This is a genomic window from Streptomyces sp. NPDC058469 (assembly GCF_042721125.1).
GTDB lineage: Bacteria > Actinomycetota > Actinomycetes > Streptomycetales > Streptomycetaceae > Streptomyces.
On sequence record NZ_JBHXME010000002.1, the window covers coordinates 184,189 to 198,806 of the forward strand.

A 14,618-nucleotide genomic window follows, 5' to 3' on the forward strand; every position below is an offset into this window, starting at 1 on the left:
CGAGGACCTCACCCCGCCACGGGGTACATCGCCCCGCGCCGCCCCTCCGGCGAGGCCAGCCACTCCAACTTCGCCACCGTGTTCGCCTCGTCCAACGGCGTGTGCAGCACGATCGTGAGATCGGGCCGCGCCGGCACCTTCAACGCCGTCGACTCGACACACAGCAGCCCGACCAGCGGATGGTCCAACTCCTTGCGGATCACCCCCGCGTCCAGGATGTCCCGCCGCGCCCACAACTCACCGAACTCCGGGCTCACGGAGGCCAGTTCGGCCAGCACAGCCTGCAACCCCTCGTCGTCGGGACGGTCCGCGCACATCGCCCGGAACTGCGCGACGACGGTCCGCGCGTTCCGCTCCCAACTCTGCGAACGGGCCCGGTAGAGCGGGTCCGTGAAGAAGTCGACGAGGCAGTTCTGCGTGTTCTCGGGCCGCATGCCCAGCACCCAGCCCGCCGCGTCGTTGTACATCACGCAGTTGTAGTAGCGGTCCATGATGTGCGCCGGAAACGGCAGCCAGGCGTCGATCAGCCGCCGCATGCCCTCACAGCCATGGCCGGCCGCCGGTTCGGCCGCGGGCGGGTTCAGCCCGGCCAGCAGATACAGATGGCGCCGCTCGGCGTTGCTGAGCCGCAGCACGCGGGCGACGGAGTCGAGTACCTGCGGCGACACGGAGATGTCCCGCCCCTGCTCCAGCCACTGGTACCAGGACGCGCCCACCCCCGCGAGCACGGCGACCTCTTCCCGCCGTAGCCCCGGCGTACGCCGCCGCGGCCCACCGTCCGGCAGTCCCGCCTCGGCCGGTGATACCCGGGCCCGGCGGCTCATCAGGAACTCACGCAGTTCACGCAGCCGACGACTCTTCAGGGCGTCCTCAGTCACGTACACATCCCCCTAGGCCTGACTGGTGGTGCCACCACCAGCACAACTTCCGGCTCCCCACGCCTATTCCGACGGCCGCAAGCTCTCCCCATGGCGACCGACACCACACCACCCACCGTCCACGAACCGCTCGAACCACTGGGCACGCCCCGCCTGTCGACGCGCGACAAGCTCGTCCTCTTCGTCCTCTGCGCGGCCCAGTTCATGGTCGCCCTGGACTTCTCCGTCCTCAACGTGGCCCTGCCCACCCTCGGCGCCGACCTCGGCATGAGCCGGTCCGGACTCCAGTGGGCGGTCACCGCGTTCGCACTGCCGTCCGGCGGCTTCCTGCTCCTGTTCGGCCGCATCGGCGACCTCTACGGCCGCCGCCGACTGTTCCTCACCGGCCTGGCCCTGTTCGGCGCGGCCTCGCTGCTGGCGACCTTCGCCTGGGACCCGGCGTCGTTCCTGACGGGCCGGGCGCTGCAAGGTCTCGGCGCCGCGACGATCGTCCCGACCGGCATGAGCCTCCTCACCACCACCTTCCCGGAGGGCCCGGCCCGCGACCGCGCGCTCGGCATCTCCGGCACCCTGCTCTCGCTCGGCTTCACGGTCGGCATGGTGGCCGGCGGCGTCCTGACCGACGCGTTCGGCTGGCGCTCGACGATGGCCCTGCTCACCCTGTTCGCGGTCCTGGTCCTGCCCCTGGCCCCCGCCCTGCTCCCCGAGTCCCGCACCCCGGACCGCCCCCGCCTGGACATCCCCGGCGCGATCACGGTCACCGGCGGCCTGCTCGCCCTGATCTACGCCCTCTCCACGGCGGCCGGCCACGGCTTCGCCCGCACCGACGTGATCACGACACTCATCGCGGGCGTACTGCTCCTCACGACCTTCGCGTACATCGAGTCGCGCACGGCCCAGCCCCTGGTCTCCCTCCCCATGCTGCGCCGCCGCACGGTGGCCTGGGGGAACCTGGGCGGACTGGTCACCTTCTCGATGATGTCGACGGTGGTCTTCGTCCTGACCCTGTACCTCCAGGAGATCCTGCACCTGTCGTCCTTCGAGACGGGCCTGGTCTTCGGCGTCCAGGGCATCCTCTCGGCGGTGGCGGGCGTCTACGCCCCGAAGGTCATCGGCCGCATCGGCGCCCGCCGCACCCTGGTCGCCTCGCTCACCGGCCAGGCGGCCTTCACCGCCGCCCTCCTGGCCCTCAACGCCCACACCTGGTCGGTCTGGCTCGCCACGGCCGCCGTCTCCCTGGCGAGCATGTGCCACCTGGGCGCGATCATCTCCTACGGCCTGACGGTCACCTCCGGCGTCCCCGACGAGGAACAGGGCCTGGCCACCGGCCTGGTCACCTCCACCCAGCAGGTCGGCATCACCATCGGCATCCCGCTCCTGGGCGTCCTCGCCACCACGTCCGGCGATCTGATGTCGGGGGCCCACACAGTGGTCGGCATCGACGCGGCGATCGCGCTGGGGGCGGCGGTGCTGGTGGCGCTGGGGCTCGGCCGGGGCCGGCGTACCGCGGCACGGCAGTGACGAGAAAGTACGACGGAGGCCCGCCCCTGGCTCAGGGGCGGGCCTCCGGCTCGGACGGGGATGGAGCCGAACGGGTCACGGAGCGGACGAACTCCACCCAGGCGTCCGGAGCGAAGGCCACGACCGCACTCTGGGGACTACGGGAGTTCCGCACAAGGACCGACTCACCGGTCCAGGAGACCTCCACGCACTCGCCATCGCCGCCCCCACTCGCACGGCTCTTGCGCCACGACCATGAGCCACCCACGTCGCCCCTCCAACCTGGGTGTGGACACGCAGCACCTCTTCCAGAGTAGCCGTGCCTCCGGGGAATATGCATGCGACGTTTCCCGCCAACATCCCTGCGGTCAAACGGAGTTACTCGTTCGAGGGCTCATCCGCGGGCTGCAGCAGCGCCTCCAGGTCATCGCTTCCCGTCTCCAGCCGTTGCGTCAACCGGTGCAGGAGTTCAGGCACGTCGTCCTTGACGGCCAGGTCCTCCAGCTCCCAGAACCGCTCCAGAGTGCGCCCCGTCTCCTCTGGATCACTGCTGGTGTACGAGTCGCCACGGGGATTCTCCACATACATCGAGTCCGGCATCTCATCGGTCTCGAACTCGAAGTGGGTGAAGGGCCCTTGCATGCCGGAATGCGCCCCGACACTGAACGGGAGGATCATCATGGTGATCCGGGGGCGGGTGGCGAGTTCGGCCAGCCGGTCCAGTTGCTTGCTCATGACACCGCGACCACCGACCTGCCTGCGGATCACCGACTCGTCGAGGATGAAGAACCACTGCGCGCCCTCATCACTCACGAGCAGTTCCTGACGCGTGAGCCTCGCCTCGACGTACCGTTCGAGGGTGTCCTCCGAGACCGTCCTGTCGTAGGCACGCATGATGGTCCGTCCGTACTCCTCCGTCTGCAGAATGCCCGGAATCTGCAGGGAGTTGAACATCCGGACGATCGCCGCGGACGACTCGAAGGCCAGGTACTGCTGGAACTCCTTGCCGAAGATGTCCCGGAACTCGGAGTACGGCATCTTCCGGCTGCCTCGGGCGAGATCGAGCAACGTGTCGACCCTACGCCGGTCGGTGAAACCGTAGGCGGCGAGCAGCGGGCGCAGGTCGTTGACCGAGATGCCGACCTCGCCCGCCTCAATGCGGATCAGCTTGGACGGGCTCCACTCCATCTTCTCCGCGACCTGGCGCTGCGTCAGCCCGGCACCGGTCCGCGCCTTGCGGAGTTCTGTACGCAGCCGCAACCGCTGAAGTGCCGCGCTCGGCGCGCTCATGATCACTCAACCCCCATCCGGATCACACCAGTTGCAACATAGCAGATTAGATGGTTACGCATCGATACCTCTCGAACGGAAGACTCACCCAACGTGCCGTCCAGATCACCCAAGGTGGGTGACCGTTCGACAGCGCGAGACCTTCCGAGATGCTATATAGCTCTTCGCAGGACTCGAATCGGACGCACCAGGATGCGGTCAAGCAATTAGTACTGTTCACCCGTCTGCCCGAGGGATACGCTGGCTCTGAGGCGCAATGTCGGTCTGTAGAACCGTCAACCGTCGCTCCTCGCAAGGAGGTTCAGCCAGACGCATCGCAAGTTGACACCGGCTCGGCCTGAACTCGCTCACTCCCCTCCCGGACGCACGCCATGTGGATCGCCGCGGTATCCACAACGCGTGTGGAACCACCGGGAAGGAGGAAGAGCCCCATGGCCGCAGAGCCGGAAGGGCGCCGCAGCACTTGGCACGAGAGAGTGGCCATCACCACCCCCTGGATCAGTCTCGCCGTTGTGATCTACAAGATCATCGAAGAGCTGCTCCGCCACGTGTGACGTCAAATGGCCCCGGTCGAAGGGACCCGGGACCATGTGACGCGGACGCCGATGAAACGCAGGTTCCACTCCGAGTGCGCTTGCCGGCCTACGCGGAGTGGGGCCTGTCACGAAGCCGCTGAACTATCCATTCTGCCGCGACTTCGGAGCGATGGCGAGGTGTGAAGGCCCGCGCATTGCCGCACGGGTCACCCCCGGTCCAACCGCAGCCGCTCCGCACGCGGCAACCCCGCCACCACCAAGTCGTACGAGTCCTCCACCAACTCCCGGACAAGCCGGTCCGGGAGCTCCCCGTCCACCCTCACCGTGTTCCAGTGCCGCTTGTTCATGTGATACCCGGGGATGATCAATCCCTCGTACTCCTCCCGGAGTCGGATCGCGTCCTCCGGGTCGCACTTGAGGTTGACCGTGAGGGGGCGCGCGTCCAGGCGGGTCAGGGCGAAGAGTTTGCCCAGGACCTTGAAGACGGACGTGTCCGGGTTGAACGGGAAGTCCTCCACCGTCGCGTTGAACGACAGGCAGAACGCGCGCAGTTGCTCGGGGCTCACTCCGGCTTCGTCTCCTCCTCGGGCGGGTCGGCCGGGCCCACCGGCTCGACCAGCACCGTCACGATCTTGTTCCTACGGCCGGCCGAGGCCTCCGCCGTCAGCCGCAGCTCACGCCCGTCGGGCAACTCCACGACCGATGAGGCCCCGGCGATCGGGACCCGGCCCAGGGCCTTCGCGAGCAGTCCGCCGACCGTCTCCACGTCCTCGTCGTCGTACGCCTCGAAGCCGTACAGCTCGCCCAGGTCGCCGATGTCCAGGCGGGCGGTGACCCGGTAGCGGTCGTCGCCCAGCTCCTCGACCGGCGGGAGTTCGCGGTCGTACTCGTCGGTGATCTCGCCGACGATCTCTTCCAGGATGTCCTCGATGGTGACGATGCCGGCCGTGCCGCCGTACTCGTCGATGACGACGGCGACGTGGTTGCGCTCCTGCTGCATCTCGCGCAGCAGATCACCGGCGTTCTTGGTGTCCGGCACGAAGGTGGCGGGCCGCATGGCCGTCGAGACGAGTTCGGACTCCGCGTCCCGGCTGATGTGTGTCTTGCGGACCAGGTCCTTCAGGTACACGATCCCGACGATGTCGTCCTCGCTCTCCCCGGTCACCGGGATACGCGAGAAGCCGGAGCGGAGCGCGAGGGTGAGGGCCTGACGGATCGTCTTGTACCGCTCGATGACGACGAGATCGGTCCTCGGCACCATCACTTCGCGGACCAGGGTGTCGCCGAGTTCGAAGACCGAGTGCACCATACGGCGCTCCTCGTCCTCGATCAGCGACTCCTTCTCGGCGAGATCCACCAGCGCGCGCAGCTCGGCCTCGGACGCGAACGGGCCCCGGCGAAAACCCTTGCCAGGGGTGAGCGCGTTGCCGATGAGGATCAGCAGATACGGGATCGGCCCCATGATCCGCGCGAGCGGCAGCAGCACGTACGCCGCCGCCGTGGCCGTGTTCAGCGGATGCTGACGTCCGATCGTGCGCGGGGAGACCCCCACCGCGACGTACGACACGAGGACCATGACGCCGATCGCGGCGAGCAGCGCGGGCGCGGTGCCGTGGATCACCTGCAGACACTCGTAGGTGACCAGCGCGGCGGCGGCCATCTCGCAGGCCACCCTGACCAGCAGCGCCACGTTGAGATAGCGGGTCGGGTCGGCGGCGATCTGCGCGAGCTTGGCACTGCCGCGCCGACCGGACCGTACGGCCTCCTCGGCCCGGAAGCTGGAGACGCGCGCGAGGCCCGCCTCCGCGCAGGCGGCGAGCCAGGCGACAACGACAAGGGCGATGGCCCCGACGACGATCTGAGGACTCATGAGGCGTACTTACCTGTGCCCTAACCCGTGCCCTAGGAGACCGTCGGAGCCGGGGAGGGGCCGTCGACGCCCTTCTCCGCGCGCCAGCCGTCCACGATGGCGGCCTGGAGACCGAACATCTCGGCCTTCTCGTCGGGCTCCTCGTGGTCGTAGCCCAGCAGGTGCAACACACCGTGGACGGTGAGCAGTTGGAGCTCCTCGTCCATGGTGTGCTGCGTCTCGGCCTCGGCCCCCTGCTTCGTGGCGACCTCCGGGCACAGCACGATGTCACCGAGGAGCCCCTGCGGAGGCTCCTCGTCGTCCTTGCTCGGCGGACGCAGCTCGTCCATCGGGAAGGACATGACATCGGTCGGCCCGGGCAGGTCCATCCACTGGATGTGGAGCTGCTCCATGGCGGCCTCGTCCACGACGATCACCGAGAGCTCGGAGAGCGGGTGGATGCGCATCCGCGCGAGCGCGTAGCGGGCGATGTCGAGGATCGCCTGCTCGTCGACCTCGGTTCCGGACTCGTTGTTGACGTCGATCGACATGGTCGTGCTGATCTACTTCCGCTTGTCACGGGCACCCTTGTGGGTGCCGTTCTCCGTACCGTTCTCGCTGTCGTACTGCTCGTACGCGTCGACGATACGGCCGACCAGCTTGTGCCGTACGACGTCCGCCGACGACAGGCGGGAGAAGTGCACGTCGTCGAGCCCCTCCAGGATGTCCTGCACCTGCCGCAGCCCCGACTTCGTGCCGCTCGGCAGGTCGACCTGCGTCACGTCACCGGTGATCACGATCTTCGACTCGAAGCCGAGCCGGGTGAGGAACATCTTCATCTGCTCGGGGCTCGTGTTCTGGGCCTCGTCCAGGATGATGAAGGCGTCGTTCAATGTGTTGTGCGTCAGCAGGTAGTCCTGGGTGACGTACAGCGAGTCCTCGGCCGCCACCTGGATGCAGACCGTCTCCTCCCTGCCCGCGGGCTCGATGCTGTCGATGAAGCGCATCGGGCGTCCGCCTCCTCCGGCCGCGTGGTACTCGTCGCGCTTGCGGGCCAGGCGGAAGGGTTCGATGCCTTCGGGGAGGCGGATGTCGATGATGTGGGCGTCGTGCCGGTGGCCGACCTCCCGCCCCTTCGCGAGGCCCGGCTTGCGACCCTCGGCCGCCCTGCGGCGGGTGTACGCGACCCCGCCCAGCGACTGCACCAGCGCGATCACGTCGTCGCGGAGCATGATCGACGTCGTCGAGTACTGGATCCGGCAGGTGCGGTCCTTCTGCGTGACCGGACCGCCGTCGGAGTCGAGCAGCCCCTGGAGAACGGCCAACCGTACGTCGGTGTAGTTGTACAGGTAGTCGTCCGGGACGAGCTTGGTGTGCGAGCGAGTACGCAGCAGGTCCAGCTGGCGCAACGCCCGCGTGACGGGGTTCTCCAAAGTGACCACGTCGCCGGGGGACTTGATCCGGTTGATGACGTAGTCGGGTCCGCCCCTGTGCCGCGGCGCGACACCGGGCAGCGCGGATTCAAGCGCCTCGGCCAGCTCCGGATCCTCTGTCGCGAAAGACGGAGTGGTGGAACCCGTGAGGCATCCGTCGCCCAGCAACAGCCCCAGCGCGTACGGGTCCATGGGGACCTCACGCTCGGGGAAGCAGACCGGTGCCGTGAGCATAGGCAGCTCGTACCTGCGGGCGTGTGCCGCCCGCAGGTTGCCGATCATCTCCTGGGTCTCCAGGACACGCCACGGCTTGTCACGGCGCCTGTCCGAGGCCGTGCGTACCGTCCACAAGTGCTCGCCACAGCACAGGGTCCAGGAACCGTCCTGAGCACTGACGCGGTAGATGTCCCTCTCGCCCTGCGGATACACGCCAAGGACCGGGGTCGGCTCGCCGTTCGAGCCGATGACCAGGTCGCCGACCTGAAGGTCCCCGATGGGGCGCCAACCGTCAGGAGTCAGGACGTTCGTAAAGATCGGTTGGCTTCGGCCCCTCATATATGCCAGCGGTGCCACCTCGATCGTGCCCGCCGCCATCAGCTTCGGGATCGACTCCGGGTCCAGCATGTCGTGCAGCGCGTCGTACAGCGGGCGCAGGTACGGGTCGATCTTTTCGTAGAGGGTGCCCGGGAGGAATCCCAGCCGCTCGCCCGCCTCCACCGCCGGGCGGGTCAGGATGATCCTGCTGACCTGCTTGGCCTGCAGGGCCTGGACCGCCTTGGCCATGGCGAGGTAGGTCTTGCCGGTGCCGGCGGGGCCGATGCCGAAGACGATCGTGTTCTTGTCGATCGCGTCGACGTACCGCTTCTGGTTGAGGGTCTTGGGGCGGATCGTGCGGCCTCGCGAGGACAGGATGTTCTGGGTGAGCACCTCGGCCGGTGTCTCCTCGGGACCATCCCCGTTCTCGCTCGCCCTGAGCATGGCGATCGAGCGTTCCACTGCGTCCTCCGTCATCGGCTGCCCGGTGCGGAGCACCAGCATCATCTCGTCGAACAGGCGCTGGACGAGGGCTACTTGGCGGGCGTCGCCGACCGCGCTGATCTCATTGCCCCGGACGTGGATGTCGGCCGCCGGGAAGGCCTTCTCGATCACGCGCAGGAGGGCGTCTCCGGACCCCAGTACCATGACCATCGGATGCTGGGCGGGGACGGTGAACCGTGCACTCGCCTGCTCCTGCGCGGGGGTGTGAGCTGTGGGTGTCTGAGTCATGGGCCGGCTCTGTAGGCCTTGCTCGTCCTCCTCGAAAAGACTCTCCCGCCACAAGGGCGGCCTGGCGGTTTCCAGGGTACGCCGGGCCACTGACAACGCCGTAGGGCTTTTCGGTGACCGTCGGGCCACGAAATCCGGGCACGGTGCGGGCACGACGCGGGCTTGTCGTCCCCGTTCCGGGAGCGTGTCCGGCGCAGGGGAGGCGCTCGGGGTGACGCCGTGAGCCCTGTTCGCGCCCCCTCGCTTGTACGGACAATGTGCGTGTCAGCCAAGTGTCAGCAGGAGGTCCGGCCGGTGGGCCGTGGCTCCCACCGCCGGGCCGTACAGGGAAAGCAGGTCGGCCGCTGTGTTCGTGCGTCTGCCCACGTCCGTGTCCGAAGCACAGGAGTGCCTGGTCGAGGGGGCGGTGCCCGTCGGCGGAGCGACGCTGGTGTGGGCCTCCTGGCAACGGGACGGGTTCCCCGAGCAGGCGGTGTCCCTGCGGGAGCTGCCCGAGGCGAAGGTGATCGGGGACGGGACGCTGGGCGCGGCCGTACTGCTGCACGAGATCGACGAGCGGGTGCCGGAGGTACTGCGGCGGGCGGCGGCGGGCGTCGGAACCGGGGCGGTGCGCCGGACCGCCACCGTCGGCGGCAACATCGTCGGCAGCACGCTGCGCTGTCTGCTGCCGGCCGCGCTGGTGCTGGACGCCCGCGCGGTGGTCCTTGAACCGGACGGTCCCGTCGAGACCGACCTCGCCGAGCTGCTGGCGAAGCGCCCGTTGCTGCTGAACCTGCGCTGGCGCGAGCCGGTCGCCAGCGGCTATCGCAAGCTGACCGGTGAGGTGCGGGGAGAGGTCCCCTTCGTGGTCGCGGTCGCCGTGCGCGCGGCGGAGGGTGCCGAGCCGCCGCAGGTCGGTGTCGCCGTCCGTGACGGCTACGACGTCATCAGCGAGAGCACGCCCTACGACGCGGACGCCGAGCGAATACTCGACGTGCTCGACCGCACCGCGCTCGGGACGCTGCCGGACGCGGTACGCGCGGCGGTGCGCGAGGAGGTCGTGAGTCTGGTGGGTGTGGTGGAGCGGGTGGCGGACGGTTCCTGAGGCCGACCGGAGGGGTCGGCGGGAACGACTCGCCGAGCCGGGCCGAGCCGGGCCGACGCCCCGCTCCTCCCCACCCCGCTCACTCCGTCCCGCTCACGTCGACCGGCCGAACCCGATCGTCGGCACCGCCCGCCGCAACGGCCAGGGACTGCCGCTGCCCTGTTCCTCCTCCGGTACGAGTCCCGCCAGGAACGCGTACCGGTTCAGGGCGGTGGGGTCCTGGCCCGCGACGGAGTGGACCTTGCGCCACCAGGCGCCGATCTCGGACCAGCCCGGCGCGGAGAGGGAGCCGCCGAACTCCTGGACGGAGAGGGCGGCGGTGAGTCCGGCGAAGGCGAGGCGGTCGGCGAGCGGCCAGCCGGCCAGGGTGCCGGTGACGAAGCCGGCCACGAAGACGTCGCCCGCGCCGGTGGGGTCGAGGGCCTCGACGGCGATCGCCGGGACCTCGGCGGACTCTCCGGTACGCCGGTCCACGGCGTACGCGCCGTCCGCGCCGAGGGTGACGACGGCCAGCGGTACGTGTTCGGTGAGCGCGTGGGCGGCGGCGCGGGGGCAGTCGGCGCCGGTGTAGCGCATGGCCTCCTCGGCGTTCGGCAGGAACGCCTCGCAGTGCGCGAGGTCGGCGAGTCCGGCGAGGTCCCAGGCGCCGGTGTCGTCCCAGCCGACGTCGGCGAAGATCCGGGTGCCCTCGCTCGCGGCCTGGGCGACCCAGGGGGCCTGCTTGCCTGGGGTGAGCGAGGCGACGGCGGCACGCGCGCGTGGCGGGCAGTCAGGTGCGCCCCCTTGGCCGAACACGACCTCCGGGGGCGGCTCGTGGCCGTGGGACACCATCGTGCGTTCGCCCTCGTACGCCATCGACACGGTGACCGGCGAGTGCCAGCCGGGCACCGTGCGGGAGGTGGAGAGGTCGATGCCCTCGCCCTGTTGCAACGCGTCCCAGCAGTACTCGCCGTAGTGGTCGTCGCCGAAGGCCGCGGCGAGCGAGGTCCGCAGCCCCAGCCTGGCGAGCGCGGTCGCCATGTTCGCCACGCCTCCCGGGCTCGACCCCATCCCGCGCGCCCAGGACTCGGTGCCGCGCACCGGGGCGGATTCGAGCCCGGTGAAGATGATGTCGAGGAAGACGGTGCCGGTGAGGTACACGTCCCAGGGCGGATCGTCCGCCGCGCGCAGCCCGGCCAAGGGGTCGACCTCGGCGGCCCGGCAGGACGAGCCTTCACTGGTGGAGGTGGACGCGTTGGACGCGGTCACGGTGCGCTCCCTGACGTGATACGGATCAGGCCAGTGTGCACCACCACGCGCGCGCGAGGGCTACTCCCGCTCCGGGCCCGCCCGTCGCGCCGGTACCGGGCAGCCGCAGGTCCCAGACCTACGGCGCGTGCCGCATCCGGCGACGGCTCGGGCGGGCGCGCCGCGGCCACCGTGACCGCCCGCGTCCGGATCCGGTCATAGCCCCCTCACCACGACCGCGCCCCGGCAGGAGACTCGGCGGGAGATCTGGGAACGGGAGTTACCAGCGCGGCATCGAAGGCATGACCCACTCCGGGTCGGTGATCCGCATCGCGGCCGCGTCGTCGCGCTCGCGCAGCGAACCGTCGTCGTCGAGCCACCGCTGGTGCAGGAACTCCAGCTTGGCGCGGTCGAGTTCGACGCCCAGGCCGGGTGCGTCGGAGACGGTGACCTTGGCGTCGGTGAAGGTGAGGCGTTCGGTGAGGACGTCCTCCGACTGCCAGGGGTAGTGGGAGTCGCAGGCGTGGTGGAGGTTGGGGACGGTCGACGCGACGTGGGTCATCGCGGCGAGGCTGATCCCGAGGTGGGTGTTGGAGTGCATGGAGATGCCGACGCCGAACGTGCGGCAGATGGCGGCGAGTTGCTGGGTGTTGCGCAGTCCGCCCCAGTAGTGGTGGTCGGAGAGCACCACCTGCACGGCGTCCTTGGTGAACGCCTCTTTGATCTCGGCGAACGTCGTCACGCACATGTTGGTGGCGAGCGGCACGTCGGTCCCGGCGGACACCTCGGCCATCGCGGGGGTGCCGAGGGCCGGGTCCTCCAGGTATTCGAGGACGTCCCCGATTTCTTTCGCCACCTTCAGCGAAGTCTCCACGGACCAGGCGCCGTTGGGGTCGAGGCGGAGGGGGTGGTCGGGGAAGGCCGCCGCCAACGCCCGTACGGCGGCGATCTCCTCGTCGGGCGGGAAGACTCCGCCCTTGAGCTTGAAGGAGGTGAAGCCGTACCGCTCCTTGAACTTCCGTGCCTGCTCGACGACTCCGGCCGGGTCGACGGCGGCGCCCCAGTCGTCCTTCTCGGCCGCCACGCCCTCGGGGTGGTCGGCCCACTTGTAGAACAGGTAGGCGCTGTACTCGACCTGGTCCCTCAACTTGCCCCCGAGCAGGGCGTGTACGGGCAGCCCGAGCGACTTGCCGAGCGCGTCGAGGCAGGCGACCTCGAAGGCGGAGACGACGGACAGGCGCAGCTTGTCGGCGGTCTGGACACCGCGCAGTCCACCGACGTCGACCTGCCCGGAGACCCGGGAACTGTCGACGGCGACCTCGTCGGCGACCGTGAACAGGCCGTTTGTATCGCTGACTTGACGACCGATCAGCTTCTCGGCGAAGGGGCGGGCCAGTTCCAGGTACTTGGTGTCGCCGTAGGTCTCGCCGAGGCCGGTGATCCCGTCGGCCGTCTCGATCTCGACGATCAGGCGCGGGGTGTAGGGCTGGTGGACGCCCTGGGTGTTCAGGAGGGGCGGGTCGGCGACCAGGATCGGGGTCAGGCGGACGTCGGCGATGGTGAGGTTCACAGCACGGCTCCTACGAGGTCGAGTCCGGTGGCGAGCAGGGTCGTGAGGTCGGCCAGGTCGGCGGCCGAGGGGTCGGTGAGCGGGGCTCGTACAGGGCCGACCGGGTGGCCGCGCAGCCGGGCCGCCGCCTTGACCAGCGAAACGGCGTATCCCGGTACGCGGTCGCGGAGTTCGACGAACGGGACGTAGAAGTCGCGCAGCAGCTTCTCCACGGTTTTGTCGTCGCCGCCGTGCCCGTTGTCCCCGTCGTGCAGGGCGGTGAAGAAGGCGTTCGCGATCTCGGGGGCGAAGGCGTGGACGGCGGAGGAGTAGGCGGGGACGCCGACGGTGGCGTAGGCGCGGGCCTGGATCTCGGCGGTCGAGGCGCCGTTGAAGAAGAGGAAGCCCTCGGGGGCGGCGAGCGTGAGGCGTTGGAGGCGGTCGAGGTCGCTGTGTCCGTCCTTGAGGCCGATGACGCCGGGGATCTGCGCGATCCGCCTGAACGCGTCCAGTCCGTAGGCGACTTGGCCGCGCTGGTAGGCGATGAGCGGGAGCCGGGTGCGGGCGGCGAGCTGCTCCAGCTGGGCCACCAGGCCGTCCTGCGGGGCGGCGACGAGGTAGTGCGGCAGGACGAGGAGCGCGTCGGCGCCCGCTTCCTCGGCGATGCGCGCGAAGCGGGCGGCCTGCGCCCAGCCGTAGCCGACACCGGCGACGACGGGGACGCGGCCGGCCGCCTCCTCCACGGCGATGGTGACGACCGTGCGGTACTCGTCCTCGTCGAGCGAGAAGAACTCGCCGGTGCCGCAGGCGGGGAACACGGCGCCGGGGGCGGTGGCGATCCGGTCCGCGACATGGGTGCGGAATCCGTCGGGGTCGAGGGAGCCGTCGTCGTGGAAGGAGGTGAGCGGGAAGGAGAGCACGCCGCCCGCCATCCCGTCCCGCAACCCGCGCACCACGGTCTCCGTGTCGCCGTTCACTGTGCCATCTCCCTATGTAGACGCTATCCACGTATGAAGACAGAGTTTAGATACGCGAACTGTGACCGTCAATGGGTGGGCCACCTCCAAAGCCCCTCGCCGAGCCCCTCGCTACGATCGGTGCATGTCAGAGCCCGGTGGCGTCCGCGAGGTGAAGTCCGCCGCCCGCACGGTCGAGCTGCTCGAACTGCTCGCCGCGCGCGGCGACCGTCCCGCGCGCCTCCAGGAACTCGCCGACGAGCTGGGCGTCCCGCGCAGCTCGATGTACGCCCTCCTCCAGACCCTGATCGCGCACGGCTGGGTCCGCACGGACGTCACCGGTTCGCTCTACGGCATCGGCCTCCACGCCCTGCTCACCGGCACGAGCTATCTGGACTCCGACCCGCGCGTGAGGGTCGTACGGCCGTATCTCGACGAGGCGTCCCAGGCGCTCGGCGAGACGATCCACCTGGGGCGGCTGGACGGGCGGGACGTGGCGTATCTGGCGACGCGGGAGTCGCACGAGTACCTGCGGACCATCAGCAGGGTGGGGCGGCGGCTGCCGGCGCATGTGGGTGCCCTGGGCAAGGCGCTGCTCGCGGAACGGCCGGACGCCGAGTTGCCGCCCGGGCCGTACGAGCAGGCGACGCCGCACACCCACACCGACCGGGACGCGCTGGCCGCCGACCTCGCGACCGTCCGCGGGCGGGGCTACTCGATCGACCGCGAGGAGGGCGTCCTCGGGATCGTCGGCTTCGGCTTCGCGCTGCGCTACGACAACCCGCCGCTGGACGCGATCAGTTGCTCGGTGCCGGTGGTTCGGCTGACGCCGGAGCACGAGGGGCAGATCGTTGCCGTCATGCGGGAGATCCGGGCGAAGATCGAGGCGACGCAGCCTGCGGCCGGCGGATCGGTTCATTGGCGTTAGCGCCTGTCGAGTTGGCGCCCGGTGTCGGTGTGGCCGTTACTGGGGGCTGCCGCCCCCAGGCCCCCGCATCGGCCCTGAAGGGGCCTCGTCCTCCACCGGGCCCGTCGTGGCCGGTCGCGCCC

The 14,618-nt window shown here is 69.6% G+C and carries 14 protein-coding genes; 4 read left to right on the forward strand and 10 right to left on the reverse strand.

What is annotated here, in order from left to right; translation table 11 throughout:
* Window positions 1–8: 8 nt before the first annotated feature.
* On the reverse strand, window positions 9–824 hold the full coding sequence (locus ACFWP5_RS02085; RefSeq protein ID WP_384149077.1) for a helix-turn-helix transcriptional regulator: 816 nt from the start codon (window positions 822–824) through the stop codon (window positions 9–11).
* Between the two features lie 144 nt (window positions 825–968).
* Between ACFWP5_RS02085 and ACFWP5_RS02090 the strand changes: the two genes are divergently transcribed.
* Window positions 969–2,399, forward strand: a complete 1,431-nt coding sequence (locus ACFWP5_RS02090) for an MFS transporter (protein ID WP_384148964.1) — start codon at window positions 969–971, stop codon at window positions 2,397–2,399.
* Between the two features lie 31 nt (window positions 2,400–2,430).
* Here the strand turns inward: ACFWP5_RS02090 and ACFWP5_RS02095 are convergent, their stop codons facing one another.
* Both ACFWP5_RS02095 and ACFWP5_RS02100 read right to left on the reverse strand, forming a co-directional pair.
* Complete coding sequence (locus ACFWP5_RS02095) at window positions 2,431–2,718, reverse strand: DUF397 domain-containing protein (RefSeq protein WP_384148966.1); 288 nt, start codon at window positions 2,716–2,718, stop codon at window positions 2,431–2,433.
* 38 nt (window positions 2,719–2,756) lie between these two features.
* The gene (locus tag ACFWP5_RS02100; protein WP_384148968.1) at window positions 2,757–3,668 is read right to left on the reverse strand and encodes a helix-turn-helix domain-containing protein; all 912 of its coding nucleotides are present in this window, start codon (window positions 3,666–3,668) and stop codon (window positions 2,757–2,759) included.
* A gap of 431 nt (window positions 3,669–4,099) precedes the next feature.
* Between ACFWP5_RS02100 and ACFWP5_RS02105 the strand changes: the two genes are divergently transcribed.
* Entirely contained in the window at window positions 4,100–4,222 is a 123-nt protein-coding gene (locus tag ACFWP5_RS02105) for a hypothetical protein (protein ID WP_384148970.1), read from the forward strand.
* Between the two features lie 188 nt (window positions 4,223–4,410).
* Here ACFWP5_RS02105 and ACFWP5_RS02110 read toward each other — a convergent pair whose 3' ends face one another.
* Genes ACFWP5_RS02110 through ACFWP5_RS02125 form a run of 4 tightly spaced genes read right to left on the reverse strand, consistent with a single transcriptional unit; the run spans window position 4,411 to window position 8,752 of the window.
* Entirely contained in the window at window positions 4,411–4,770 is a 360-nt protein-coding gene (locus ACFWP5_RS02110; protein ID WP_384148972.1) for an MmcQ/YjbR family DNA-binding protein, read from the reverse strand.
* Window positions 4,767–6,074, reverse strand: a complete 1,308-nt coding sequence (locus ACFWP5_RS02115; protein ID WP_384148974.1) for a hemolysin family protein — start codon at window positions 6,072–6,074, stop codon at window positions 4,767–4,769. Before ACFWP5_RS02115 ends, ACFWP5_RS02110 begins: the two co-directional genes overlap by 4 nt.
* Before the next feature lie 32 nt (window positions 6,075–6,106).
* Window positions 6,107–6,604 carry an rRNA maturation RNase YbeY gene (gene ybeY / locus ACFWP5_RS02120; protein WP_384148976.1) on the reverse strand — a complete coding sequence of 166 codons (498 nt, stop codon included), beginning with the start codon at window positions 6,602–6,604 and terminating at the stop codon, window positions 6,107–6,109.
* 12 nt (window positions 6,605–6,616) lie between these two features.
* Complete coding sequence (locus ACFWP5_RS02125; RefSeq protein ID WP_384148978.1) at window positions 6,617–8,752, reverse strand: PhoH family protein; 2,136 nt, start codon at window positions 8,750–8,752, stop codon at window positions 6,617–6,619.
* A gap of 346 nt (window positions 8,753–9,098) precedes the next feature.
* Between ACFWP5_RS02125 and ACFWP5_RS02130 the strand changes: the two genes are divergently transcribed.
* Window positions 9,099–9,836 (forward strand): FAD binding domain-containing protein, encoded by a 738-nt coding sequence (locus ACFWP5_RS02130; RefSeq protein ID WP_384148980.1) that lies wholly within the window; start codon window positions 9,099–9,101, stop codon window positions 9,834–9,836.
* Between the two features lie 93 nt (window positions 9,837–9,929).
* On the opposite strand, the gene ACFWP5_RS02135 is transcribed toward ACFWP5_RS02130, so the two are convergent.
* From ACFWP5_RS02135 to ACFWP5_RS02145, 3 genes are all read right to left on the reverse strand, one after another.
* Window positions 9,930–11,084: a carbohydrate kinase family protein gene (locus tag ACFWP5_RS02135; protein ID WP_384148982.1), complete on the reverse strand. Its 1,155-nt coding sequence runs from the start codon at window positions 11,082–11,084 to the stop codon at window positions 9,930–9,932.
* Window positions 11,085–11,343: 259 nt separating this feature from the next.
* Window positions 11,344–12,633, reverse strand: coding sequence for a glucarate dehydratase family protein (locus ACFWP5_RS02140; RefSeq protein ID WP_384148984.1), 1,290 nt, complete (start codon window positions 12,631–12,633; stop codon window positions 11,344–11,346).
* Window positions 12,630–13,544, reverse strand: coding sequence for a 5-dehydro-4-deoxyglucarate dehydratase (locus ACFWP5_RS02145; RefSeq protein WP_384149079.1), 915 nt, complete (start codon window positions 13,542–13,544; stop codon window positions 12,630–12,632). Before ACFWP5_RS02145 ends, ACFWP5_RS02140 begins: the two co-directional genes overlap by 4 nt.
* Window positions 13,545–13,713: 169 nt before the next feature.
* On the opposite strand from ACFWP5_RS02145, the gene ACFWP5_RS02150 reads away from it, so the two are divergent.
* Window positions 13,714–14,496 (forward strand): IclR family transcriptional regulator, encoded by a 783-nt coding sequence (locus tag ACFWP5_RS02150; protein ID WP_384148986.1) that lies wholly within the window; start codon window positions 13,714–13,716, stop codon window positions 14,494–14,496.
* Window positions 14,497–14,618 lie beyond the last annotated feature (122 nt).